The 24,855-nt window shown below is 38.9% G+C and carries 21 protein-coding genes and 1 pseudogene; 11 read left to right on the top strand and 11 right to left on the bottom strand.

Translation table 11 applies throughout. The annotated features are described in order from the left end of the window. Nucleotides 1-234: 234 nt before the first annotated feature. Together R2H34_RS10860 and R2H34_RS10855 are read left to right on the top strand one after the other, a co-directional pair. A complete protein-coding gene (locus R2H34_RS10860) occupies nt 235-708 on the top strand; it encodes a DUF2147 domain-containing protein (protein ID WP_318342265.1) in 474 nt (157 codons plus the stop codon). 210 nt (nt 709-918) lie between these two features. Next, nucleotides 919-1,392 (top strand): DUF2147 domain-containing protein, encoded by a 474-nt coding sequence (locus tag R2H34_RS10855; RefSeq protein ID WP_004955003.1) that lies wholly within the window; start codon nt 919-921, stop codon nt 1,390-1,392. A gap of 59 nt (nt 1,393-1,451) precedes the next feature. Here the strand turns inward: R2H34_RS10855 and R2H34_RS10850 are convergent, their stop codons facing one another. Then, entirely contained in the window at nt 1,452-1,709 is a 258-nt protein-coding gene (locus R2H34_RS10850; protein ID WP_087540331.1) for a hypothetical protein, read from the bottom strand. Between the two features lie 346 nt (nt 1,710-2,055). On the opposite strand from R2H34_RS10850, the gene pepN reads away from it, so the two are divergent. From pepN to R2H34_RS10825, 5 genes and pseudogenes are all read left to right on the top strand, one after another. Further along, complete coding sequence (gene pepN, locus R2H34_RS10845; RefSeq protein WP_087540329.1) at nt 2,056-4,662, top strand: aminopeptidase N; 2,607 nt, start codon at nt 2,056-2,058, stop codon at nt 4,660-4,662. A 129-nt stretch (nt 4,663-4,791) separates the two neighbouring features. Beyond that, nucleotides 4,792-6,172 (top strand): annotated as a pseudogene (locus tag R2H34_RS10840) (L-serine ammonia-lyase). A 134-nt stretch (nt 6,173-6,306) separates the two neighbouring features. Further along, nucleotides 6,307-6,981, top strand: coding sequence for a dienelactone hydrolase family protein (locus R2H34_RS10835; protein WP_087540328.1), 675 nt, complete (start codon nt 6,307-6,309; stop codon nt 6,979-6,981). Nucleotides 6,982-7,062: 81 nt separating this feature from the next. Next, entirely contained in the window at nt 7,063-7,482 is a 420-nt protein-coding gene (locus R2H34_RS10830; protein WP_004912070.1) for an RDD family protein, read from the top strand. 165 nt (nt 7,483-7,647) lie between these two features. Further along, complete coding sequence (locus R2H34_RS10825; RefSeq protein ID WP_318342264.1) at nt 7,648-9,480, top strand: monovalent cation:proton antiporter-2 (CPA2) family protein; 1,833 nt, start codon at nt 7,648-7,650, stop codon at nt 9,478-9,480. Between the two features lie 38 nt (nt 9,481-9,518). On the opposite strand, the gene R2H34_RS10820 is transcribed toward R2H34_RS10825, so the two are convergent. The 4 genes from R2H34_RS10820 to R2H34_RS10805 all read right to left on the bottom strand — a co-directional run bounded on the left by R2H34_RS10820 (nt 9,519) and on the right by R2H34_RS10805 (nt 13,526). Then, nucleotides 9,519-10,697 (bottom strand): benzoate/H(+) symporter BenE family transporter, encoded by a 1,179-nt coding sequence (locus tag R2H34_RS10820; RefSeq protein ID WP_039048074.1) that lies wholly within the window; start codon nt 10,695-10,697, stop codon nt 9,519-9,521. Between the two features lie 108 nt (nt 10,698-10,805). Then, on the bottom strand, nt 10,806-11,456 hold the full coding sequence (leuE, locus tag R2H34_RS10815; protein ID WP_004962781.1) for a leucine efflux protein LeuE: 651 nt from the start codon (nt 11,454-11,456) through the stop codon (nt 10,806-10,808). A 73-nt stretch (nt 11,457-11,529) separates the two neighbouring features. Further along, nucleotides 11,530-12,519, bottom strand: coding sequence for a transaldolase (gene tal / locus R2H34_RS10810; RefSeq protein ID WP_004962779.1), 990 nt, complete (start codon nt 12,517-12,519; stop codon nt 11,530-11,532). A 113-nt stretch (nt 12,520-12,632) separates the two neighbouring features. Continuing rightward, nucleotides 12,633-13,526 (bottom strand): LysR family transcriptional regulator, encoded by an 894-nt coding sequence (locus R2H34_RS10805; RefSeq protein WP_004962775.1) that lies wholly within the window; start codon nt 13,524-13,526, stop codon nt 12,633-12,635. A gap of 88 nt (nt 13,527-13,614) precedes the next feature. On the opposite strand from R2H34_RS10805, the gene aceI reads away from it, so the two are divergent. The 4 genes from aceI to R2H34_RS10785 all read left to right on the top strand — a co-directional run bounded on the left by aceI (nt 13,615) and on the right by R2H34_RS10785 (nt 19,874). Beyond that, nucleotides 13,615-14,043, top strand: a complete 429-nt coding sequence (gene aceI, locus R2H34_RS10800) for a chlorhexidine efflux PACE transporter AceI (RefSeq protein ID WP_004912058.1) — start codon at nt 13,615-13,617, stop codon at nt 14,041-14,043. Nucleotides 14,044-14,308: 265 nt separating this feature from the next. Beyond that, on the top strand, nt 14,309-17,770 hold the full coding sequence (gene mfd / locus R2H34_RS10795; RefSeq protein ID WP_318342263.1) for a transcription-repair coupling factor: 3,462 nt from the start codon (nt 14,309-14,311) through the stop codon (nt 17,768-17,770). Nucleotides 17,771-17,951: 181 nt separating this feature from the next. Further along, nucleotides 17,952-18,386 carry an HIT domain-containing protein gene (locus R2H34_RS10790; RefSeq protein WP_004912054.1) on the top strand — a complete coding sequence of 145 codons (435 nt, stop codon included), beginning with the start codon at nt 17,952-17,954 and terminating at the stop codon, nt 18,384-18,386. Nucleotides 18,387-18,434: 48 nt separating this feature from the next. Beyond that, a complete protein-coding gene (locus R2H34_RS10785; protein ID WP_004962768.1) occupies nt 18,435-19,874 on the top strand; it encodes an adenylate/guanylate cyclase domain-containing protein in 1,440 nt (479 codons plus the stop codon). 89 nt (nt 19,875-19,963) lie between these two features. On the opposite strand, the gene fdx is transcribed toward R2H34_RS10785, so the two are convergent. From fdx to R2H34_RS10755, 6 genes are all read right to left on the bottom strand, one after another. Continuing rightward, nucleotides 19,964-20,302, bottom strand: a complete 339-nt coding sequence (fdx, locus tag R2H34_RS10780; protein ID WP_318342262.1) for an ISC system 2Fe-2S type ferredoxin — start codon at nt 20,300-20,302, stop codon at nt 19,964-19,966. 17 nt (nt 20,303-20,319) lie between these two features. After that, the gene (gene hscA, locus R2H34_RS10775; RefSeq protein ID WP_042891976.1) at nt 20,320-22,179 is read right to left on the bottom strand and encodes a Fe-S protein assembly chaperone HscA; all 1,860 of its coding nucleotides are present in this window, start codon (nt 22,177-22,179) and stop codon (nt 20,320-20,322) included. 38 nt (nt 22,180-22,217) lie between these two features. Continuing rightward, nucleotides 22,218-22,736, bottom strand: coding sequence for a Fe-S protein assembly co-chaperone HscB (gene hscB, locus R2H34_RS10770; RefSeq protein ID WP_004912040.1), 519 nt, complete (start codon nt 22,734-22,736; stop codon nt 22,218-22,220). An 84-nt stretch (nt 22,737-22,820) separates the two neighbouring features. Next, on the bottom strand, nt 22,821-23,141 hold the full coding sequence (gene iscA, locus R2H34_RS10765; protein ID WP_087540324.1) for an iron-sulfur cluster assembly protein IscA: 321 nt from the start codon (nt 23,139-23,141) through the stop codon (nt 22,821-22,823). A gap of 31 nt (nt 23,142-23,172) precedes the next feature. Next, nucleotides 23,173-23,559: a Fe-S cluster assembly scaffold IscU gene (iscU, locus tag R2H34_RS10760; protein ID WP_004639432.1), complete on the bottom strand. Its 387-nt coding sequence runs from the start codon at nt 23,557-23,559 to the stop codon at nt 23,173-23,175. 78 nt (nt 23,560-23,637) lie between these two features. Next, on the bottom strand, nt 23,638-24,855 hold the full coding sequence (locus R2H34_RS10755) for an IscS subfamily cysteine desulfurase (protein ID WP_004954960.1): 1,218 nt from the start codon (nt 24,853-24,855) through the stop codon (nt 23,638-23,640).

The following is a 24,855-nucleotide window of genomic DNA, read 5'->3' as shown; positions in this document are numbered from 1 at the left end:
GTGGCAATAGTTTTGAGGTGAAATTGAAGATATTTAGATTGGATAGAATCTCAAATGGTGTTGTTGAATAATGCTAAAATGTGAAGTGGTTAATATTAGTTTTTCAATATGTGATTTTATTAAGAAATATTTTGATTTTAAGTAATTAAATATGCTCAAGTCTGATTGACTGCCAGTCAGCATTGTAATACATATGTATCTTAGATGGATCTATTTTGCATTACGGAGCGATTTATGCAAAAAAACTCACTCATGAAAGGACTCATGAGCATGTCATTAGCCTTATCTAGTTTGATGACTTTTGCAGCTACATCTGAAGGTTTTTGGAAAAGTATTGACGATCGAACAGGCGAACAACTTTCAATTATCGAATTAAAAAAGAAACCTGATAATACGTATACTGGAACGATTGTGTATCGCTATCCAGTGCCAGGTGGAGCAGTATTGACGAACTGTGTTAAATGTCCTGAACCTTTTAAAAATAAACCAATCTTAGGACTGCAAATCGCTTGGGGTTTGAAAGAAGATCCTAAGAAACCGAATCAGTATATTGATGGTCGGGTCTTAGAGCCTAAAACTGGTAATATTTACAAAGGTAAAGCTCAGTTAAGTGCAGATGGTAAGCGTATGCGTATGCGAGGCTATATGGGCATCTCTGCACTAGGTCGTACCCAGGTATGGATTCGTACTGATAGCGCAAATCCATAATTTATACTTATTAGGAAAGCCCGAACAAAAATGTCAGGCTTTTTTATTTGAATAAAATATTGAAATTATGTGAACAATAACGATTAATCATGTTGCTTTTATAGTCAAAAGAACTCATGCGTACAGTGTAAATTATTTAAAACTATGTTAGTTTTCGCGCATTAAATCTATAAAGATGAATAATTTAGTTTTTAAAATGACGGGGTTAATATGTTGAATCAAATGCTCATGAAAGGAATCATGGGGCTTAGTTTATCGTTTGTGAGTGCGTTAGGTTTTTCTGCGTCTATCGAAGGTTACTGGAAAAGTATAGAAGAGCGTACAGGTGAGCAGCTTTCAATTGTTGAGATCCGTAAAGGAAATGATGGGCGTTATCACGGGAAAATTGTCTATCGTTATCCAAATTCACATGGTATTGCCTTAACAAACTGTTCAAAATGTCCTGCACCTTTTACCAATAAGCCGATATTGGGACTGCAAATTCTTTCAGGATTTAGAGAAGATCCAAATAAACCTGACTCATATATAGATGGTCGTGTGTTGGAACCGACTTCGGGTCGCATCTACAAAGGCAAGGGTGTTGTAACTGGCGAAGGAAAGCGTCTTCGTATGCGTGGTTATATGGGTGTTTCTGCTCTTGGGCGAACGGTTGTTTGGCTAAGAACGGATAGTGCTAATCCATAACTTCTAAATGAATAAAAAAACCTCGATTAATTCGAGGTTTTTTGTTGGGTTGAATTTGATTAAACAGGGCATGGTAAATTTTCGTCCTCCTGACAGATTTTTTTAGCAGTGAGTAAGGCTTGTACCTTTTTGGTTGGGACTTTTTCTTTACCTAAGGCATCGTAAGTATTCACAATATTTGTTACTTCAATTGGTGTAATACAAATGCCTTCTGCTGATAAAAAGACTGAAATAACTTGATGATCAATTCCAGCCGTTGCGAGATCGTGAATTGCTTTAATGTTTTCTAAACGATATAGATGCGCTTTTAATTCCATAATAAAACCCTCACTTGTTATTTTTACATACCTACTTTGGCATATATGATTAAGCAATAACCGTGCACAAAATGTTAAACACAGCAAAAAAATGTAAGTTAGTCGATGAGTGACATTTGCTTTTGTATTTTTGATTTAAGAATGGAAAACAGTGTTGTAATTTTGTCTAAACGATAAGTTGATTCAACGTTTAAATTTGAAATTCGTTTATACAAACCCAATAAAACTAATCAAAGTGATACTGTGGTTCTAAAGACAGGATTTATAAGTTGGCGTATGATTTGCAAATCAAGAAGTCTTGCCAACAAGACCATCTAACGACATGATGAAAGATTAAGGATTACTGATGAATATTGCGGCGCAACCTCCTGTACAAGCAGATCAAACCATTTATTTGAAAGACTATCAAAAACCATCTTTTTTAGTTGAATCAATCAACTTAGATATACAAGTCTATGATGATCATACGATTGTTGATTCAACATTAGTGATGAAGAGACAAGCGGCAGGTGCTTTAATCTTATTAGGACGTGATTTAGAACTTAAATCTATTCAACTCAACGGTGAATTATTAACTGCCGATCAATATGAGTTAGATACAGAGCAATTAAAGATCACCGATGCACCAGATGAGGTCATTATTCAAACTCAGGTGATCATTCACCCAGAGTCTAATACCCAACTGGAAGGTTTATATAAGGCAGGTGATTTATTTGTTACCCAAAATGAACCTGAAGGTTTCCGCAAAATTACCTTTTATCCAGATCGTCCTGATGTATTGTCTGTCTTCACAACGCGTGTAGAAGCAGACAAAAAATATCCTGTTTTATTGGCAAACGGTAACTTACTGGAAACGGGTGAGGCAGGTGAAGATCGTCATTTTGCAATTTGGCAAGATCCAACCAAGAAACCAAGTTACTTATTCGCCTGTGTCATTGGTGATTTAGCGGTATTGAGAGATCGTTATACAACTTCTGAAGGTCGTGATGTTGCCTTAGAAATTTACGCGATCGAGAAAGATATTCCAAAATGTCATATTGCGATGGAAGCATTAAAGCATTCGATGCGTTGGGATGAGGAACATTATGGTCGTCCTTATGATCTCGACAACTATATGATTGTGGCTGTCAGCCAATTCAATATGGGTGCGATGGAGAATAAAGGCTTAAATATCTTTAATACCTCTTGTGTACTTGCTGATGAAGAATATACGACTGATGCTGCAATCATGCGTGTTCAATCGGTGATTGCACATGAATATTTCCATAACTGGACTGGTAACCGTATTACCTGTCGTGATTGGTTTCAGCTTTGCTTAAAAGAAGGCTTAACTGTATTCCGAGATCAGTCTTTCTCTGAGGATTTACAGTCGGCAGCAGTACAGCGTATCGATGATGTTGCTGTATTAAAAGCACATCAATTCCCTGAAGATGCAGGTCCTTTATCTCATCCTCCTCGTCCAGATCATTTTGTGGAAATCAATAATTTCTACACAGCGACAGTTTATGAAAAAGGTGCGGAAATTAACCGCATGATGGCAACACTTTTAGGTAAAGAAAAATATCGTAAAGGCACAGATGAATATTTCCTTCGTCATGATGGTCAAGCGGTTACTGTTGAAGATTGGGTTGCTGCTCTCAGTGCAGGTTCAGGTGTGGATTTATCAAATTTCCTCACGTGGTATAACCAACCTGGTACACCTAAGCTAGAAGCAAAAGGTGAATACGATGTGGCTGCAAAGACCTATCGTTTGAACTTGAAACAAAGCCTAAAAGCACATCCTAAATATCCAAACTTGAAAGCTGTGCCAATCCCAGTTGCTTTAGCATTGTTCAATGCAAAAACAGGTGAGCAGTACACTTTGCATAGTGCTGATCTGTTTGTAAATGATGTAAAAGATGGCGTTTACCTATTTGATCAAGATGAAGCTACTATTGAATTCACAGATGTGACCGAACAACCAGTCGCTTCATTACTACGTAATTTCTCTGCACCAGTGAATTTAAGCTTTGATTATTCAAATGATGATCTGGCTTTCTTGATTCAACATGAAACCAATGGTTTTAACCAATGGCAAGCGACACAAACGTTGCTAGAACGTATTTTATTAGAAGATCATCAAGCAGATACCTACATCCAAGCAATTAAAAATACTTTGCCTGATTTGGTTAATAAAGATCCTTTACTTGCATCACGTTTGTTTGATGTTCCAAGTGAAAGTTACTTAGGTAGCCGTATCGATCAAGATTATGAACCAGAATTAGTACGTGAAAAACGTGAAGCAGTTATAAATCGTTTGGCACGTGAACTTGGCTCGTTCTGGAAGGAAACCTATTTAGCGCTTGATCCTGACTTGCAGAAAGAGTTTTCTTTGGCTATGGGTGTACGTGCACTGAAAAACATCATGTTAAATATGTTGGCACGTCAAGGTGATGAATCTGCTTTCGATTTGGCTTATCAGCAGTATCAGCAAACAGGAAATATGACTGAGCGTTTAGGTGCTTTGCGGGTTCTTGTTTGGAATGATGCACCTCAAGCCCAGTCGGTATTGGATGATTTCTATAATCGTTTTAAAGATGAAGCTTTATCTTTAGATCAATGGTTTACGATTCAGTCATCTAACCCTAATGCGACAGCTGAAACCATTGAATACCTCACTAAGCATCCTGATTATGATCTAGCTACACCGAATCGTATTCGCTCTGTGAGTGGTGGATTATCTAATAGTCCCGTGAATACATGGAGTTTTGGCGTTGAACATTTCATTAATCTTGCGACTTATCTAGATGAGAAAAATCCAATTTTAGGTTCTCGTTTATTACAAGTGTTGTCACGTTGGTACACCTTAGCCGAACCTCAGCGTTCTCAGGTACAGCAAGCACTTAAAGCAATGCAGCCGAAAGTTAAATCTAAGAATGTTTCTGAAACACTAAATTCTTTACTCAGTATTTAATCTAAAGTAAGTTTTACCTTTAACCACAATCGTTTACGGTTGTGGTTATTGTTTTTATCATTTATAGAATTTCCCTCAATTAAAAAATTATAAAAAATAGAAATGGGAGCATTATAGGAATAATCACACATGGCTTTGAGTGTATTTGATCTTTTTAAAATCGGTGTAGGTCCTTCAAGTTCACATACTGTCGCACCGATGCGAGCAGCATATCGTTTTGTCGAGGTATTGCAACAACGCCGTGATTTAGAAAAGGTCAAACAGATTAAAATTTACTTATACGGTTCATTATCTTCAACAGGAATTGGTCATGCTACAGACAAAGCAACTTTACTGGGGCTAATTGGTAATGATCCTGAAACAATCAATATTTTAGAAAGTCATTTAACTCTAGAACACGATTTAAACTCTAAAATTTTAAAAATTGCAGGGACTCACTCCATTCCATTTGATGCGAATCAAGATATCCTCTTTATAGATGAAGCTTTGCCTTATCACCCGAATGCAATGAAAATTATTGCATTTGATCAGCAAAACAATGAAGTCTATGCCAATACTTATTATTCGATAGGGGGCGGTTTTATCTTAGATGAGAGTCATATAGACCAAGGAAGTTTTATTGAAGATAAAACTCGGATTCCTTATCCATTTCAAAGCGCAAAGGAACTTTTAGCACTTTGCAAAAAGTATCAGTGCAGCATTAGTTATTTGATGCTAGAAAATGAAAAAAGCTGGCGAACTGAAACTGAGATACGTGAAAAAATCATGGCAATTTGGCATGTGATGCAATCTTGTATTCAAAGTGGTTTACAGCATGATGGCATTTTGGCAGGTGGATTAAATGTAAAACGTCGCGCGAAAAGTATTCACCAACGTTTATTAAGAAAAGAACATAGCAATCTGATCGCGACCACTTTTAATGCAATGGAATGGGTGAATTTATTTGCACTTGCAGTAAATGAGGAAAATGCAGCAGGTGGTCGAGTCGTGACTGCACCGACCAATGGTGCGGCTGGCATTATCCCCGCAGTTTTATCTTATTACGTGAATTTTTCCGAAGATGAATCTGAGGATACGATTGTAAAATTCTTTTTAAGTGCCGCAGCAGTTGGGATTTTATGTAAATTGAATGCTTCTATTTCTGGTGCTGAGGTTGGCTGTCAGGGTGAGGTCGGTTCAGCATGTGCAATGGCCTCTGCGGGTTTAGCTGAAATTCTAAATGGAACACCTGAACAAGTTGAACATGCTGCCGAAATTGGATTAGAACATAATCTAGGACTGACTTGTGATCCTGTGGGGGGGCTTAGTACAAATTCCATGTATTGAGCGTAATGCTATTGCTGCTGTAAAAGCCATTAACGCAGCACAGATGGCGCTCAATGGTGATGGTGAGCATTATGTTTCTTTGGATAAAGTCATTCAAACCATGAAAGAGACAGGCAAAGACATGTCCGATAAATATAAAGAAACCTCAAAAGGTGGTTTAGCTGTAAATTCGATAGAGTGTTAAGCATCATTTAAATGATTGAAAAACAGAAATTGGAAATCTCATAGAAAGGATGTTTATAGCATCCTTTTTTATTTGACAATTAATATTGTCATAAATAGTATGTGATTAATTTTAATACAAGATGGATCATTAAGATGGAAATAAAAACAATCACATTACCCACACGTGACATAGAAGTAGAAGTTTATGCACCTGCTGAAAAATCAGAAAAAGTACCTGCTATTTTATTGCTACATGAGTTGTTTGGCGTACTTGATGTCTATCGTGAAGATGCTCAAGATTTAGCAGACCGCGGTTATTTGGTTTATGTACCCAATTTATTTAGTGGAGGTGCAGTTAAATACTGTATTCGTGCAATGGTCAGTAAGGCTGGGCGTATCAATGCCACTGATAGTGATGTTAATCAAGAGATTCATGTATTACTTGATGCATTAAAGGCTGACCCACGCTCAAATGGTCGACTTGGTATGCTTGGTCAATGCTTAACAGGTGGTTACGTTATCCAAATGGCAAAACGTGAGGATATGCTTGCACCTGTGGTTTATCATCATTCTTTGGGTATTCAGGGTGCAGGTGTACCGAAAAAAGAATCCTTGGATGATATCCGAATTCTACAAGGTCATTGGTCAACTGTAGACCCATTTTGCCCAGCAACGAAACGTAACAAACTCATCAATCAGTTAGGTGATCGTGTAGAAGCTTATACTTATAATATGCCGCATGGTTTCCGCAGTGTGAGTCGAGGTTTACCCGAGGCGAAAGTCGTTTGGCAGCGAACCTTAGATTTCTTTGAAAGAGAACTAAAATAAAATTCAATATAAATAAAATTAAGAGAAGTTTATTATTCTTCAATGTTTATGAATATTTACAAAGAAAAAGGAGAGGGGTAAATGTCTTATAAATACGAATATGCTGGTTTTTGGATTCGTTTAGTTGCTTCCATTATCGACTCAATCATTGTCGTTGTTGCTTTGCTACCAATTACGCTTTTATTTGGTAGGGAAGCAACGAGCTATTCATTTCAAATGACTACAGCATCAGATTGGTTTTGGCAAATTTTGATGGCAGTGTTCTATATTTTTTGTTGGGTTAAATTTGCAGGTACACCTGGAAAACGGTTATTACGTTTAAAGGTACTGGATGAAAAAACAGGTGAAAACCTGACGGTTGGGCAAGCCATTCTTCGTTATATCGGTTATTTCCCATCTACGCTGGTTTTCTTTCTAGGTTTTATCTGGATTGCATTCGATAGCAAAAAACAAGGTTGGCATGACAAAATCGCAAAAAGCGTAGTGGTGCGTGAGCTATAACTTTAGATTTTCAAGATGAACACAAAAAAGTCGTCATGGTTGACGGCTTTTTTGTTTCTATCCGCATGAAAATAAATGAATTGATAGGTTATGTCTCATAAATGATATATCAGTCTTTTAAGCTTTCACATAGAATAAAATCGCATTGATAAAAATGAGAACAACATGAGTTCAGAGGCACATTCAATTAGCTTAATTGCACCCGTGGTTTTATTGGCCGCGGCTGTGATTGCAGTCCTTATTTTTAAACGAATAGGTTTGGGGTCGGTATTGGGTTACTTAATTGCAGGCTTGATCATTGGACCATTTGGCTTTGCTTTTTTCCACGACTCCACATCAATTTTACATATTGCAGAATTAGGGATTGTCATGTACCTGTTTGTGATTGGTCTAGAAATGCAGCCTTCACATTTATGGGGACTCAGACGCGAAATCTTTGGCCTGGGGACATTGCAGATAGTAGTCTGTGCGACCGCATTAACAGGTGTGGGGCTATTATTTGGCTTCACATGGCAGGTGGCTTTTATTGGGGCGGCTGGTTTTGTACTCACTTCAACAGCAATTGTGATGCAGTCACTGGGAGATCGGGGTGATATTGCCCAGCCACAGGGCCAGAAGATTGTTGCCATTTTATTGTTTGAAGATTTATTGATTGTACCTTTATTGGCTATCGTAGCATTTATGGCGCCCAACCATGTGGTTGAAAGTACCTCGGCGCGTTTAGAAAATATTGGTATTGGTTTAATTGCAATTGCAGGTTTGATTGCAGCAGGTTACTGGTTGCTGAATCCTCTGTTTAGATTGCTGGCGGCTGCAAAGGCGCGGGAAGTCATGACCGCAGCAGCGCTGCTGGTTGTGCTGGGTGCTGCATTGCTGATGCAAGTCAGTGGTTTGTCTATGGCGATGGGTGCTTTTCTTGCAGGTGTGTTGTTATCTGAATCAACATTCAGGCATCAAATCGAGGCGGATATTGAACCATTCCGAGGGCTGTTACTGGGCCTGTTTTTCCTCGGGGTCGGGATGTCGCTTGACTTGTCCGTGGTTGCCCAAAACTGGCAGCTTATTCTAAGTGGTGTGTTGGCGATGATGTTTGCCAAGGCACTGATGATCTATATTGTTGCTCGCCTGACCAAAAGTAGGCATACGGAAGCTTTGGATCGTGCTTTATTGATGGCTCAAGGTGGTGAGTTTGCCTTTGCTCTGTTTTCTACTGCTGTCTCCGCTCAAGTCATTGATAATACCGTTAAGTCGAATCTAACAGCAATTATTGTACTGTCTATGGTATTGACTCCAATCTTAGGCATTGTGTTTAAACGTTTTACCGAAACCAAAGATCAGATCAATTTAGACAATGTCAATATTGCTGAAGGCTTGAGTGGCAGTATTCTAATGATTGGTTTTGGCCGTTTTGGACAGGTGACCAGTCAATTATTACTGGCAAGAGGCGTTGATGTCACCATTATTGATAATGACATTGACATGATTCAAAACGCGGAAAAATTCGGTTTTAAAATCTATTATGGTGATGGTTGCCGTCTGGATATTCTGCATGCTTCAGGGGCGGCTACGGCGCAGGCAATCGTGGTGTGTGTCGATAGTAAAGAAACCACCAATCGAATTGTGAAGCTGGTGACGCACGAATTTCCACTGGCCAAGCTGCTGGTACGTTCCTATGACCGCGAACACTCACTTTATTTAGTCAAGCAAAAAGTGGATTATATGATTCGTGAAACCTTTGAATCTGCAATCAAGTTTGGCGGCGTGATTTTGCAAGAACTGGGTGTCGATGAAGATGAGGTTCAGCGCATCACCGATGAAATTCGTGAGCGTGATGATGAGCGTTTTGAAACAGAAATCGCTGCGGATGACGTTTATGCAGGTGTGGGTCTGCAATATACCAATGCACATCCACGTCCAACTGCACCATTAATTCGACCTAAACAGGCTGGACGCATTTTAAATGATGAAGAGGCGCAGAAAGATTTGGATGAAAAATAACGGTTAGCCAATTATATTCTTAAATAAGCCTTAGGATACTAAGGCTTATTTTTGAGTTTAAACTTGAATAAGATTAAAACAAAAATACCTAAGATCAATCCCCAAAAAGCAGAACCAATCCCCCAGAACTGCACACCAGAAGCGCTACATAAAAAAGTCAGCAAGGCGGCTTCACGTTCTTCGACATCGGCAAAAGCAAGTGCAACGTTATGGCTAATGGTTGCAAACAGGGCAATTCCAGCCAACGCCACAATAAAGATTTGTGGAAATGACATTAGCAGGCTAACCAGCGTTGCTGCAAACAGTCCCATCAAAATATAGAAAACGCCGCAACTGATGCCAGCAATGTAACGTTTGGCGGGGTCAGGGTGAACTTGATCATCCAGACTGACAGCCGCACTAATCGCAGCCAAATTTATCGAAAAACAGCCAAACGGGGCAAAGATGGTATGGGCAACACCCGTCCAGCCGACCAGTTGATTGACATGCGGTTGATAGCCATAACTCTTGATCATGGCAATCCCAGGCAAGTTTTGTGAGGTCATATTAATCACAAACAGCGGTAAAGCCAGACCGAGTAAGGCAGACCATGAAAATGCAGGTTGCATCCAGACAGGTTGTGCCAAAGACCATGTGATGGAATGCAATTGAAACTCGATAAAGAATGGGCAAATCATCGCTCCTAAAATCACGGTGAGTACGATGCTGTAACGCGGAAACAGTCTTTTTGAGAGCAGATAAATCAGCAGCATACTCAGGATAAACCCCAGATGAGTTTGCATACTGCTAAAAATCTGTATGCCAAATTTTAATAAAATTCCTGCAAGCATCGCACAGGTGAGGCTTTGCGGAATATGCGCCAATAGTTTTAGAAAAATTCCAGAAAATCCGACTATTGCAATCGCAATCCCACAAACCAGAAAAGCACCAATGGCTTCATACAGATCATAATGGCCTGTAGAAGCGATAATCAACGCAATCCCAGGGGTCGACCATGCTGTTGCAACGGGATATTTATATTTCCATGACAGGATTAAGCCTGATAGACCAATTGCCAAACCCAGTGCCCAAAACCAAGAGCTGATTTGTGCTGTATTTGCCCCTAAAGATTGTGCGCCTTGGATCACCAAGACCGCAGAAACGCTAATCCCGATTAAAAAGGTGATAAAACCAGCAAATACCGCAGGAATGGAAAAATCTTGAATAAGGCGTTGCATCTATGCATCTATAGTTGATTAAAATTTGTTGAAAAGTATATCGTTAATATCCGCTAAATCGTAGTTCTAAAATGATTGGATAAATTGATCATTCGATCAAAAGTAGCATTAAGCCAGCGTTGAGCTTGCGAGTTTAAGACCGAAACCAAAAAACAGGATACCGACCAGACAAATACCACTTGCTGCCAGTTTAAGGTTATGTTTAAAGAAAGCTGCCAATTTAATACCAGAAAAGATCAAGGCGGTTAAATAACTAAAGCTAATCAATTGCAGAATAATCGCCAGAATTAAAAAACTTAATGCAGGATAGGCATAGTCTGGCTTGACGAACTGCACAAAGAAAGACAGAAAAAATAGGATGGCTTTGGGATTAAGCAAGCTGATACTCAATGCTGTACGGTAAGGATGAACTTGATCTAATTGAGGTAAATCAGGCAGTTCAGCATGCTGTTGTGGTGTGTTCCATGTTTGATAAGCGCCCTGTAATAATTTAAAACCTAAATAGGCTAAGTAGGCACCCCCGATTATTTTTAAAATCACAAATAAAATTGGAAAAGCTTGTAACAGGGATGCTGCTCCAAAAATAGTCAGCAGGATTAAAATAGAATCACCTGTTAATACGCCTAATGCACCCCAAAAACCTGTTCGGATCCCATAACGTGAGGCAACCGACATTACATATAACGAGTTGGGGCCAGGTAATAAGATGATCAACACTGTACCAATGATGTAAGCGGTTAAATCTGTGATACCAAACACAATCAACTCATTAAAAAACCGATTCTTGCTATAGTAACAAAAATCGGTTTTTTATAGTTGAAAAATCGACTAATTAAGGCTTGATTTCAGCATCAATACCAAAAGATTGGCGCAGTAATAAACTGAGCTGGTCACGCGCCTTGATAAAGCCATCAATACCGCTTTGCAGTAACTGGAAAGCCATCAAGTCGTGTTCAAGTTCTGCCTTAAAGCTTTCTTTGCTTTGGGCAGGACGTTCAATTTTTTCTGCCTGTTGTGCTGCTTCGGTACTGAGTTGAGCTGTAACCGTTTGCTGATCCTGTTCCAGTTGCGCCAATAAATTTGGCGCAATGGTCAATAAATCACAACCTGCCAAGCCTAAAACTTGCGCTGTGCTGCGGAAGCTTGCACCCATGACCTGTGTTGGAATGCCGTGTTGTTTGTAGTAGTTATAGATTTTCTTAACCGACAGCACTCCAGGGTCTTTTTCAATAGGATATTGATCAACACCCTCAGCTTTTTTATACCAATCCAGAATACGACCTACAAATGGGGAAATCAGCGTGACTTTGGCATCTGCGCAAGCTTGTGCCTGATGCAAACCAAACAATAATGTTAGGTTACATGGAATCCCTTCAGCCTCTAAAACTTTAGCTGCTTGAATGCCTTCCCATGTTGACGCAATCTTGATCAGGATGCGTGACTGTTCAATGCCATAGCCCTGATAAAGCTTGGAGAGTTCACGTGCCTTGGCAATCGTCGCTTCGGTATCATAAGACAGTGAGGCATCTACCTCAGTTGATACACGGCCATCAATCAGCTTTAAAATTTCAACACCAAATTTCACAGTTAAAATATCAATGGTGCGTTCAATCAGTTCATCACTTTGATAACCTTCTTGTTTTGCCTGTGCATAGGCATCTTCAATCAGTTCTTTACTTTCTGGTTGTTCAGCAGCAGCCGTGATCAGAGATGGATTGGTAGTCGCGTCCAAAGGGCGGAATTTTTCAATCGCTTCCAGATCGCTACTATCAGCAACCACAGTGGTTAATTTTTTTAATTGATGTAATGCAGATTCAGTCATTGCTATAGGTTTCTTGCTAAACAATATTATTGGTAACTTCTGTTATAGCATAATCTCCGTGAAAGCAAAGCCCTGCTTTCATTACAGATTAAGATTTATCTATTCGCTTTTGATTATTTGTGGTCAAGCTGACGTTTTTGGCGAACATGTTCAATTAAGAAACGTGCTGCTGCACCCAGATCACTTTCACGGCTCCAGACCAAGTCTACATAATATTCAAACTTTGGCGTAAAATCATAAAGTTCCATGATTTTTAACTTTTTCTTCAATTCTGGATTTTCATTAAACATTTCAAGAGGCAATACTCCCCAGCCAAGATTTCGCACAATCATCATGCAGGCGGAATGATGGTTATCGGTGCGCCAGTAATCTTTGGAAAATAACAGTTCAGGCTTGATGGTATGGTCTCGACTCGCCACCACAATCTGACGGGTTTGCACCATTTGCTCAAATGACACTTGTTTGAGTTGAGCAAGAGGATGATGTTTTGCAATAACAGGAACCAAAGCCTCTCTTTTTAATTCAACAAACTGTTCCCGACTATCTAAATGCTCCCGTTCAAACATCAGTGCTAACTGGGCGGTTTGATCAAGTAGCATTTGCAGGGCATCTTCCTGTGGGGCAGAGACAATATTGATTGCTAAACTCGGAAAGTTTTGTTCGAGCAATGTGATGTAATCTGTCCAATTGGTGTGCAATAGTTCTGATACCACGACAATATTTAATGTGGATTCCAGACCATTACTCAACGCGTGAGCATGCTGTTTCCATTGATTCATTTCAATCAAAAGCAAATGAGTTTTTTCATACAGCATTTTTGCTGCATCAGTAGGAATAGGTTCTCGTCCGATACGGTCAAATAAATTGAGGTTTAAATCAATTTCTAAGTTTGCAATCGACATGCTTATCGCAGATGGGACTTTACCTAACTTTCGTGCTGCTGCTGAAAATGAACCTGTTTCCATGACGGTTTGGAACATGAGTAGTTGTTCTTGATTTATATTCATCTGTCAATAAAACTGAAAGAATCTGATTGGATTGATCAAAATTATAAAAATAAAATGAGCCATATCCAAACAAAAGAGTGTTTTAAAAATGTTGATTTCCAAAAGAAGGCTCATTCATGCGATCAGTTATGAAGTGATTTTATTGGTCATCATCGCTATCGCGTTAAGTTTTATTTTTAGTATGCCACTTGAGGTCACAGGTGTTTTAGGTGTGATCATGGCTGTTATTTCAGTGATCTGGAATATGATATTTAATCACTATTTCGAGAAAATTGAGTTTAAATATCAGTGGGAAAGAACGATACCTGTTCGTATTATGCATGCTATTGGGTTTGAGGGCGGTTTGATGCTCGCAACTATTCCAATTATTGCTTATATGATGAATATGTCATTTATCGAAGCATTGATTCTAGATTTTGCTTTGACCATGTGTATTCTGGTTTATACATTTATTTTCCAATGGTGCTATGACACGATTGAAAACCGTTTCTTTCCAAATGCAAAATTTGCTTCTTAAAAGTAAATGAGTTTATAAAAAGCACTTTTCTGAGTGAGTTGAAGAGTGCTTTTTTTATGCAAAGAGATTCAATTTAGTGAGCATAAAGCTTGGATTATAAATTTAGATTTTAAAATTGAACTATCAAAATGCGATCTTTTTATTAATCTTCAAAAATAGCCTAAGTGAAATTCAATGATAATTATCAAATATAGAATTTCTTATTTATCTAAAAAACATCATGCTAAACTAAGCCACTTGTCCTTTAAATTGCACGATTTTCTCTATGTTTCAACAAGAAATCTCTCAATTAAACTTACAACAATTCAAAGCTGGCGAAAAACGCTGGATTGGTTCGCTTCTTGGGTCATCTGCTGCACTACTATTCAAAGAAATTGCCACTCAGAATTCTAATTTATATGTAATTGTTGCACGAAATAATCAACATCTTGCACAGCTTGAAAGTGAGCTTGAATTTTATGGCATAAAACCAACAATCTTTCCTGACTGGGAAATTTTGCCATATGATCGCTTATCTCCGCACCAAGATATCGTCTCCGAGCGTTTGGCTATTTTATCTAATATGCCACAAAAGGGGATTTTATTAATTTCTGCTAGTACTTTGGCTCAACGTGTTGCACCTTACTCATGGGTTGTTGGTGAGCATTTTGATATTAAAGTTGGTCAAAAACTTGATTTAGAAGCACAGAAAAAACAATTAGTCCAAGCAGGCTATCGCTTAGTTGATACTGTTTATGATCATGGTGAGTTTGCAGTTCGTGGCAGTATTATGGACATATATGCATCAGGACAAGATCAACCTATTCGTATCGACTTATTTGATGACGAAATTGAAAGCCTGAAGTTTTTCGATTCTGAAACTCAAAGAACAACTGAATCATTAAAGAATTTTACTGTATTACCTGCCAAAGAGTTCCCTCTCAAAGAAGGTAGATCAACATTCCGAGATCGCTATGCGGAAAGTTTTCCTACCGCAAATCCCAAGAAAAATCCTATCTATCAAGATGTACTCGAAGGTATAGCAACACCGGGGTTAGAGTTTTATTTTCCTTTATTTTTTGATAAAAAGTTAATGGAAGCGCAAAGTATGTTAATGACATACTTACCAAAGAATTGCGTTGTCATTACAAATAATGAAGTTGAAGATGAATTAATTAGTTTTTGGAAGGAAGTCGTTCGTCGTTACGAAGATCGTCGACACAATATTGATCAACCGATCCTACCTCCTGAAGATCTATTTTTAATGCCTAATCATGTTTTGCAGGCATTAAATCAATTTCCAAGAATTCTTGCTTCGGCAGATACTTTCGACGAGAAAGCTGGTGTTCTAAATTTATCAGCAGAGCAACCTCCAAAACTCGCTGTAGAACCTAAAAAAGAGCAGCCTTTTCAAGCTGTTAAAAATTATATCGATCAAATTAAATTTCCTGTGCTTTTAGTCGCTGAAAGTGCAGGACGACGCGAAACTTTAAAAGATGCGCTGCGCTCAGTTTTAGGAGAAATTCAAACAGTCGATAGCTTTGCTCAATTCCAAAAGGATAAGCTAAAAGTTGCGATTACCAGTGCTCCTTTAGACCGTGGTTTACTTCTCACAGATCAATTATCAGTTATATCTGAAAATCAACTTTACGAACACAGAGTTGTTCAACGTAGACGAAAACGTCAGCAAGAAGTTTCCGAAGAGTTTTTAATTCGGAGTTTAACCGAACTGAGTATAGGTGCGCCTGTCGTACATATTGATCATGGTGTTGGACGTTATGCTGGATTAGTCACTTTAGAGATTGATCAGCAAGATCATGAGTTTTTACAACTTGATTATGCTGATGGGGCTAAGGTCTATGTTCCTGTCACCAATTTACATTTGATCAGTCGCTATAGTGGTGGAGATCCTGATCTTGCACCTTTGCACAAGTTGGGTACAGATACATGGAGTAAAGCTAAGCGCAAAGCCTTAGAGCAAATTCATGATGTAGCGGCTGAGTTATTGCATATACAAGCTCGTCGACAATCAAAACCAGGTTTTGCATTTGAGCTAGATCACACGGCATATATGCAATTCGCAAGTGGCTTCGCTTATGAGGAGACACTAGACCAAGCCAATGCGATTGAATCAACTCTTCATGACATGCAACTTGCGAAACCTATGGATCGTTTGGTTTGTGGTGATGTTGGTTTTGGAAAAACTGAAGTTGCGATGCGAGCAGCCTTTGTAGCAGTACAAAACAATAAACAAGTTGCAGTTTTGGTACCGACGACCTTACTTGCGCAACAACATTATGAGTCATTCAAAGATCGCTTTGCGGATACAGCAGTTCGTATCGAAGTTTTATCACGTTTCGGAAGCAACAAAACGCATCTAAAAATCATTGAAGATTTGGCTGATGGCAAAGTTGATATCGTGGTCGGAACCCATAAAATTCTGCAAGAAAATGTACAGTTTAAAAATTTAGGTTTAATGATCGTCGATGAAGAACATCGTTTTGGTGTGCGTGATAAAGAGCGTATCAAAGCACTTCGTGCCGATGTGGATATGCTTACGCTCACAGCAACCCCAATTCCTCGTACCTTGAATATGGCATTCTCTGGAATGCGTGATTTATCTATTATTGCGACGCCACCAGCACGCCGTTTAGCCGTAAAAACTTTTGTTCAAGAGCATACGGATGACTCTGTGAAAGAGGCAATTCTGCGTGAATTATTGCGTGGTGGACAAGTCTACTTCTTACATAATGAAGTCGATACAATAGAACGAGCTGCAGAAAGTATTCGAACCTTGGTTCCAGAAGCTCGTGTAGCAGTTGCTCATGGACAAATGCGTGAGCGTGAACTTGAACAAGTCATGCAGCAGTTCTACCACAAAGAATACAACGTACTGGTTTGCTCTACGATTATAGAAACGGGTATTGATGTACCGAATGCCAATACAATCATTATAGAACGTGCCGATAAACTAGGTTTGGCCCAGTTGCATCAACTTCGCGGTCGTGTTGGGCGTTCACATCACCAAGCCTATGCTTATTTGCTCGTACCATCACTCAAACATTTGAAAGGTGATGCCGAAAAACGTTTAGATGCAATTCAAAGAGCTTCAACACTTGGTGCTGGTTTTATGCTGGCGACAGAAGATTTAGAGATTCGCGGTGCTGGTGAGCTCTTAGGTGAGCAGCAAAGTGGTTCAATGCAAGCAATTGGCTACAGCTTGTATATGGAGATGCTTGAAAAGGCAACCAAGGCGATTCAAAAAGGTAAAACTCCTAATTTCGATGCTCCGCTTTCACTTACCGCTGAAATTAACTTACATATGCCAGCATTGATTCCAGATGATTATTTGGGCGATGTTCATCAACGCTTATTGTTCTACAAGCGTATTAGTAATACAGACACACAAGAGAAACTGGATAATATCCGAATGGAGTTGATTGACCGTTTTGGTATTCCACCTCAAGCAGTTAAACAGTTGTTCAGCGTTCATCAAGTGCGCCTTAAAGCGGAACAACTTGGAATTACAAAAGTCGATGTGAATACAAACGGTGGGTATATCGAGTTTTCTCCTGATACACCTGTACAAGCAATCAGTATCATTCAGTTGATGCAGAAGAATCCAACTCACTATCGTATGGAGGGTGGTCAGCGATTGAAATTGACAGTTCATTTGTCAGAATATGAAGAGCGTATCCAGTTTATTGTGACCTTGTTGAACAAGTTGTTAAGTGAGTTGAATGGCTAATTAGAAAATCAGATTTGAGGGGAGAAGTATCATTCGATACAGAATCATTTTTTGGTCAGATGATGCATCAATAACTGAGGAAAATCATTGTTATTTGTAATCAAACAGGTTACTAATAATATTCACATCACAACTGATGTGATAGTATTGACCATTATTATTTTGCATCATTTATAAAGATATGTTTAGTTTGCATCCACAACTTGCTCAAGATACATTTTTTGTAGGCGACTTTCCGCTTTCAACATGTCGTTTAATGAATGATATGCAATTTCCTTGGCTAATTCTTATACCACGTGTTCCTGGAATCACTGAGTTATATGAACTCAGTCAAGCTGATCAGGAACAATTTTTACGTGAATCGAGTTGGTTGTCTAGTCAGCTTTCTCGCGTATTCCGTGCTGACAAGATGAATGTAGCGGCACTTGGTAATGTCGTACCACAGCTTCATTTTCATCATGTTGTACGTTATCAAAATGATGTTGCGTGGCCTAAACCAGTTTGGGGTACTCCAGCTGTACCATACAGCAGCGATGTTCTTGCTCATATGCGTCAAACCCTTATGCTTGCATTACGTGGTCAGGGTGATATGCCTTTTGATTGGCGCATGGACTGATTTAGTCAAGAGGATTGTAGGTCTTCTTAGATAAGGAAGGAGTAGAGGGTGCTACTAGATAGGTTAATCGATAAAGAACCTAGACAGTTCGCTTATTTCCATCGTTTGATGGGATATTCGATTTTGTCATTAATTTTGGTTATTTATACTTTTACTTCTTCTAGCGCTAATCACCAACTCTATATTCTTCCAATTTTATTAGTTTTCTTTTTACTGTCTCCTAAGCTTGAAAAATGGCTTCAATACAAATTTGATCGTGATACAGAGAAGAATGTCTTATTTGGCATAGAAGCTGTTATCGTTGCCATTGTTTTAGCTGGATTACATTTAAGTCTAGTACCTACATTTACAATCCTATTTGCACTACTTTATGTAGGTTTAAACAATAAAATTACTTTACCAGTAGCATCATTAATTATTTTGATTGGTGTGCTGACCTTTTATTTTTCAACATTTTTTATATTTGGTGCGGAAGAATATTTTGAACCGACGAATCCTGAACTTACAGTGGTGAGTTTACTTGGATTGATGATGTTCATTGTGATTGGTAACTACTATCAACATCGTCGTTTGAATATTCTAGGTCAGCAACGTCAGCATTATCATAATCAGATGACTCGTTATATTGCCTTTGCAAATCAACTAAGTCGTTATGCTCCATTACAGTTGTGGCAGTCGATTATGCGTGGCGAGGCTGAAGCAAAAATCGAATATAAACGTAAAAAATTAACGATCTTCTTCTCTGATATTCAAGGTTTTACAGAGCTTTCTGAAAGCTTAATTCCAGATGATTTAGCTTTCTTATTAAATGATTATTTAAGTCATATGACGGAAATTGCAAAACAGTATGAAGCAACCGTCGATAAGTTTATGGGTGATGCGATCCTGATTTTCTTTGGTGATCCAAACTCTCAAGGTGTAGAACAAGATGCGAAGTCTTGTGTTGAAATGGCCATCGCAATGCGCCAACAGATGAAATTGCTACGCGAACGCTGGAAAAAAATGGGTTATCCAGCATTACATATTCGCATGGGAATAAGTACAGGATATTGTCACGTTGGGAATTATGGTGCTTCACATCGTATGGCATATACGATTGTAGGTCGTGATGTAAATCTGGCAGCCCGTTTGCAATCAGCTGCTGAAGTTGATGAAATTTTGATTGCAGATGATACGCATCAGTTAATTAAAAATGAATTTCTGTGTGTTCCTAAAGTGCCGATCTATTTGAAAGGGATTCAAGGTCCTGTGAAAACATGGCAAGTCATGGAGAAATTCACAGGCAAAAAATCAGATACACAAAAATGGTTTGATTTTGAATATAAGGGTTTTCATTTGGTGCTGAATTTTGAAGAAGTACAAAATTATGAATACCCTGAGCTGGTAGAAATTCTAGAGAAAATGATTCAGAGAATCAAAACACAGCAAAAAATTACTAATGCACAAGGCATTCCACGTTTAAATCTCGATGATGAGGTTAAACAATAGATTATTTTTTTCTTCTGTATTGCAAATACTCTACCACATAAAAAACTCCTCATTTAGAGGAGTTTTTTATGTCACTAATTTTTGAAAATTTAGCGATTTTCTGAAGCATGGTTGATTGTGTATTTAGGAATTTCAATTTCTAAATCTTCATCAACAATTTCAACTTGACACGAAAGGCGAGAGTCTGGCTCCAAACCCCATGCACGGTCAAGTAAATCGGCTTCCACGTCATTCATTTCTTCGAGGCTGTCAAAACCTTTACGGACAATGACGTGACATGTGGTACATGCGCATGACATATCGCATGCATGTTCAATTTTGATGCCTTGCTTAAGTAAGCTTTGGCATAAATTTGCATTTTTTTCCACTTCGAATTCTGCACCTTCAGGACAGAATTGAGCATGAGGGAGAACTTTAATACGTGGCATATTGATCACCTATACCTTTAGTTTGAGTTTGACCAATCTTCGAGTTTTGTACCCTTTAAGGCATGGTCAATATGTCGATTCATACGAAGTGCTGCAAACGCATCGCTGTGGGTTTTAAGTTGTTGAACAGCATTTTCAATTGCTTCTAACTCATTAGTTTTTAAGCGAGCTTTAAGTGCTTCAGCAGCGAGAATTAAATCACGAGCTTGTTGCTGAGAAAGTAAATCTTTATCAGCTTTTAAAGCTTGTTCTAGAGCTTCTAATTCACGTTCTGCTTCAACTTTTGTTTCTTGCAAATGGCGAAGTTGTTTATCTTCTTCAGCATGCTGGAAACCTTCAATTAATAAACGTTCCGTATCTGCAGCTGATAAACCATAAGAAGGTTTGATATCAATTTGTGCTTGAACACCAGAGGTTGTTTCTTTTGCAGAGACTGTTAATAAACCATCAGCATCAACTTGGAATGTAACTTCAATACGCGCTTGACCAGCTGTCATCGGTGGAATGCCATGCAAAACAAAGCGACCTAGTGAACGACAATGTTCAACTAAATCTCGTTCACCTTGTACGACATGAATCAGCATGGCAGTTTGTCCATCTTGATAAGTCGTGAATTCTTGACGGCGAGCTACAGGAATTGCTGTATTGCGCGAAATCAAACGCTCTACCAGACCGCCCATAGTTTCTAAACCTAATGAGAGTGGAGTAACATCAAGCAATAAAGAGCCATCTTGGCTGTTACCGATGAGCTGATTTGCTGTGATTGATGCACCAATTGCAACTACTTCATCTGGATTAATTGTACATAAAGGTTCACGTTTAAATATATCGCGAACTGCTTTTTGTACTGCATAAGAACGAGTAGAACCGCCAACTAAAACAACATGTTCAATTTCATCTAATTCAAGTTTTGCATCGCGTAATACGCGTTTACATACACTGATTGTTTTATCGAGTGCGACCTGAATGATTGATTCAAATGTTGGGCGATCTAAAACTAGACGATCATCGAATAATTTTAATTCAGCAGATTCATGATCAGTGAGTTGCTCTTTAGCTTGGCGTGCAGCAACGACAAAAACTGCGTATTCTTCATCACTTAGAGTTTCAATGCTAAGCTGTTTTTTTGCCCATTTCACGATTAAGCGGTCGAGGTCATCACCACCTAATGCAGTATGACCACCTGTGGCTAATACTTCAAACACACCTTGTGAGAACCGCAAGATAGATACGTCAAACGTACCACCACCTAGATCATAAATTACATAATTACGATCTGTACTGAGATTGGTATCCTGATCTAAACCATAAGCAACAGCAGCAGCTGTTGGTTCATTAAGTAAGCGCAGTACATTTAAGCCAGCTAATTGAGCAGCATCACGAGTTGCTTGACGTTGTGCTTCATCAAAATATGCAGGAACCGTAATAACTGCACCATTAACTGGATTTTTTAAGCTTGCCTCAGCACGTTCTTTTAATTCTTTTAAAATCTCAGAGGAAATCTCAACAGGTGTTTTTCGACCTGCAGCAGTTTCAAATGCTGGCATTTCATTTTCAGCACCAACAAGCACATAAGGATGTTGGAATTTAATATCTGCTTGAGAACGTCCCATGAAACGCTTAACAGAAACAATTGTATTTTTAGGATCAGTCAACATGAACGGCTTAGCTTCATAGCCGAATGTAGTTGTATCCTTTGCATAATGAACGATAGAAGGGAGTAAAACTCGGTCTTTATCGTCTTGTAGAACTTTCGGTTTTCCCGATAGCACTGTCGCCACTAAAGAGTGGGTTGTTCCTAAGTCTATACCGATCGCAATTCGATGTTCGTGCGGCGCAGTAGATTGACCAGGTTCAGCAATTTGCAAAAGTGCCATGCGTGAGGTATCCCTTGAAAATAATTGGTAACGGCAGACTAAAAATCATCATCTAAGTCGAAGCTATCTTCTTCGTCTAACATGCGATCTTCGGCTTTATCAATATCGTTCATTACGCGTTGGAAAAAGCGTAATTTACGTACCGTATCACGAGCTTCAGCCCAATCTTCGTCAGCATAATCAATTTTGAATTCGCGGACTAATCCATCAATCCATTGTTGAACGTCTACTTTTAATGTACGTAATTGATCTGTTGATCTAGCCTCATCAAGTTGCTCGCGCATCTCAAGTGCTGATTGTAGAAATTCAAAATCATTGATGGATTGATCAAGATGGTGATCTTGCTTTTTTAAGGCAAGTAAATATGCAGCACGACTATCAACTTGTGAAAGTACTTTAAACGCTTGATTGATTTCACTTGACTTAATTAACGCCTGATCTTTGTCAGCAGCTTTATCTGGATGATATTGCTGTTGCAAATTCAAAAACTGTTTTTTTAAAGCTGCCAAATCTATATCGAGTGCTTCGGGTAATTGGAACAACTCAAAATGATTCATGGGAGATGAATTCCGCTATTGATAAATACATTAAAACAGTGCGGAACACACTGTTTTAATGGATAAAAAGAGGGTGATATAGTTTTAGACTGTAAATGATTCACCACAGCCACATTCACCTTTTTGATTTGGGTTGTTGAACTCAAAGCCTTCATTGAGACCATTTTTAACATAGTCCATCTCTAAACCATCGAGATAAACCAAGCTTTTAGGATCCACAAAAACTTTAACACCGAACTGCTCAAATACTTGATCATGTGTGTCAACATCGTCAACAAATTCAAGTACATAAGCTAATCCAGAGCAACCCGAAGTTTTCACACCAACACGAATGCCTTCACCCTTACCACGATTCTGTAGGTAATTGCTGATGTGAGTCGCAGCATTTTCAGTTAAATGGATCATGAAAACTCCAATGTGTTACGTCGTTAAACTATTAAGCTTTGGCTTTTTTGCCACGATAATCTTCAATCGCAGCTTTAATCGCATCTTCAGCCAATACAGAGCAGTGTACTTTTACTGGTGGAAGGGCAAGCTCTGTTGCAATATCAATGTTTTTGATTGCTTGAGCTTCATCAAGAGTTTTACCTTTTAACCATTCAGTTACAAGGGAGCTTGATGCGATTGCAGAACCGCAACCATAAGTTTTGAAGCGAGCTTCTTCAATTACGCCATTATCATCGACTTGGATTTGTAAGCGCATTACATCACCACAAGCTGGTGCACCGACCATGCCTGTGCCAACGTTTTCAGCATTTTTATCCAAAACACCCACATTACGAGGATTTTCGTAATGATCAATTACCTTTTCACTATAAGCCATTTCGCTTCTCCAAACCTCGGGGTCAGCCTAATATTAATATGAGGGTTAAAACACGTTTTTCAATTCAAGTTGAATGAATTAGTGTTCAGCCCATTCAACTGTTGAAAGGTCGATACCTTCTTTGTACATATCCCAAAGCGGAGAAAGTTCACGAAGTTTCTCAACAGCAGCTTTGGTAATTGTCAATACGTGATCGATATCAGCTTCAGTGGTGTACTTACCAAAGCTAAAGCGAATTGAACTATGTGCCAATTCATCAGATAAACCTAGAGCACGTAATACATATGATGGTTCTAGTGTTGCAGAAGTACATGCAGAACCACTTGAAACGGCTGCATCTTTCAATGCCATCATTAAAGATTCACCTTCAACAAAGTTGAAGCTGACATTTAAATAATTTGCAACGTTTTGAGTAGGGTGGCCATTTAAGAAAACTTGTTCTAAGTCTTGTAAGCCATTCCAAAGTTTGTCGCGTAATTGGCGTAGACGTTCTTGTTCAGCATGCATGGTTTTACCAGCAATTTCGAACGCTTCACCTAAACCAACGATTTGATGTGTTGGTAAAGTACCAGAGCGCATACCACGTTCATGACCACCACCATGCATTTGCGCTTTTAAGCGAACGCGCGGATTACGGCGAACATATAATGCACCGATACCTTTAGGACCATAAATTTTATGACCAGAGAAACTCATTAAATCGATTTTCATAGTTGAAAGATCGATATCTACTTTTCCAGCAGCTTGAGCGGCATCTACGTGGAAGAATGTTTTATTCGCACGTGTTAATTCACCGATTGCAGCAACATCAGTAATTGTACCAATCTCATTATTCACCATCATAAGTGAAACAAGGATCGTATCTGGACGTAAAGCAGCTTTTACCATTTCAGGTGTAATTAGACCTGTACGTGGTTCTGGCTCGAGATAGGTGATTTCAAAGCCTTCTTCTTCAAGCTCACGACATGGGTCTAAAACAGCTTTATGTTCAATTTTACTTGTAATAATGTGCTTGCCTTTTGAACCATAAAACTGAGCGATACCTTTGAGTGCTAAGTTATCAGATTCAGTCGCACCAGAAGTCCACACAATTTCACGTGGATCAGCTTTGATAAGATTAGCGACTTGTTCACGCGCGTATTCAACTTTTTCTTCGGCTTGCCAACCATAAGCATGCGAGCGAGATGCAGGATTACCAAAAGTCCCTTCGAAGGTTAAGCATTCCATCATACGTTCTGCAACTTCAGGAAGGACAGGAGTGGTTGCTGCGTAATCAAGATAAATTGGACGTTTCAT

The organism is Acinetobacter sp. 16 (assembly GCF_033439925.1).
In the GTDB taxonomy this organism is placed as follows: Bacteria; Pseudomonadota; Gammaproteobacteria; order Pseudomonadales; family Moraxellaceae; genus Acinetobacter; species Acinetobacter junii.
This window is presented reverse-complemented; position numbering and strand designations above follow the sequence as displayed.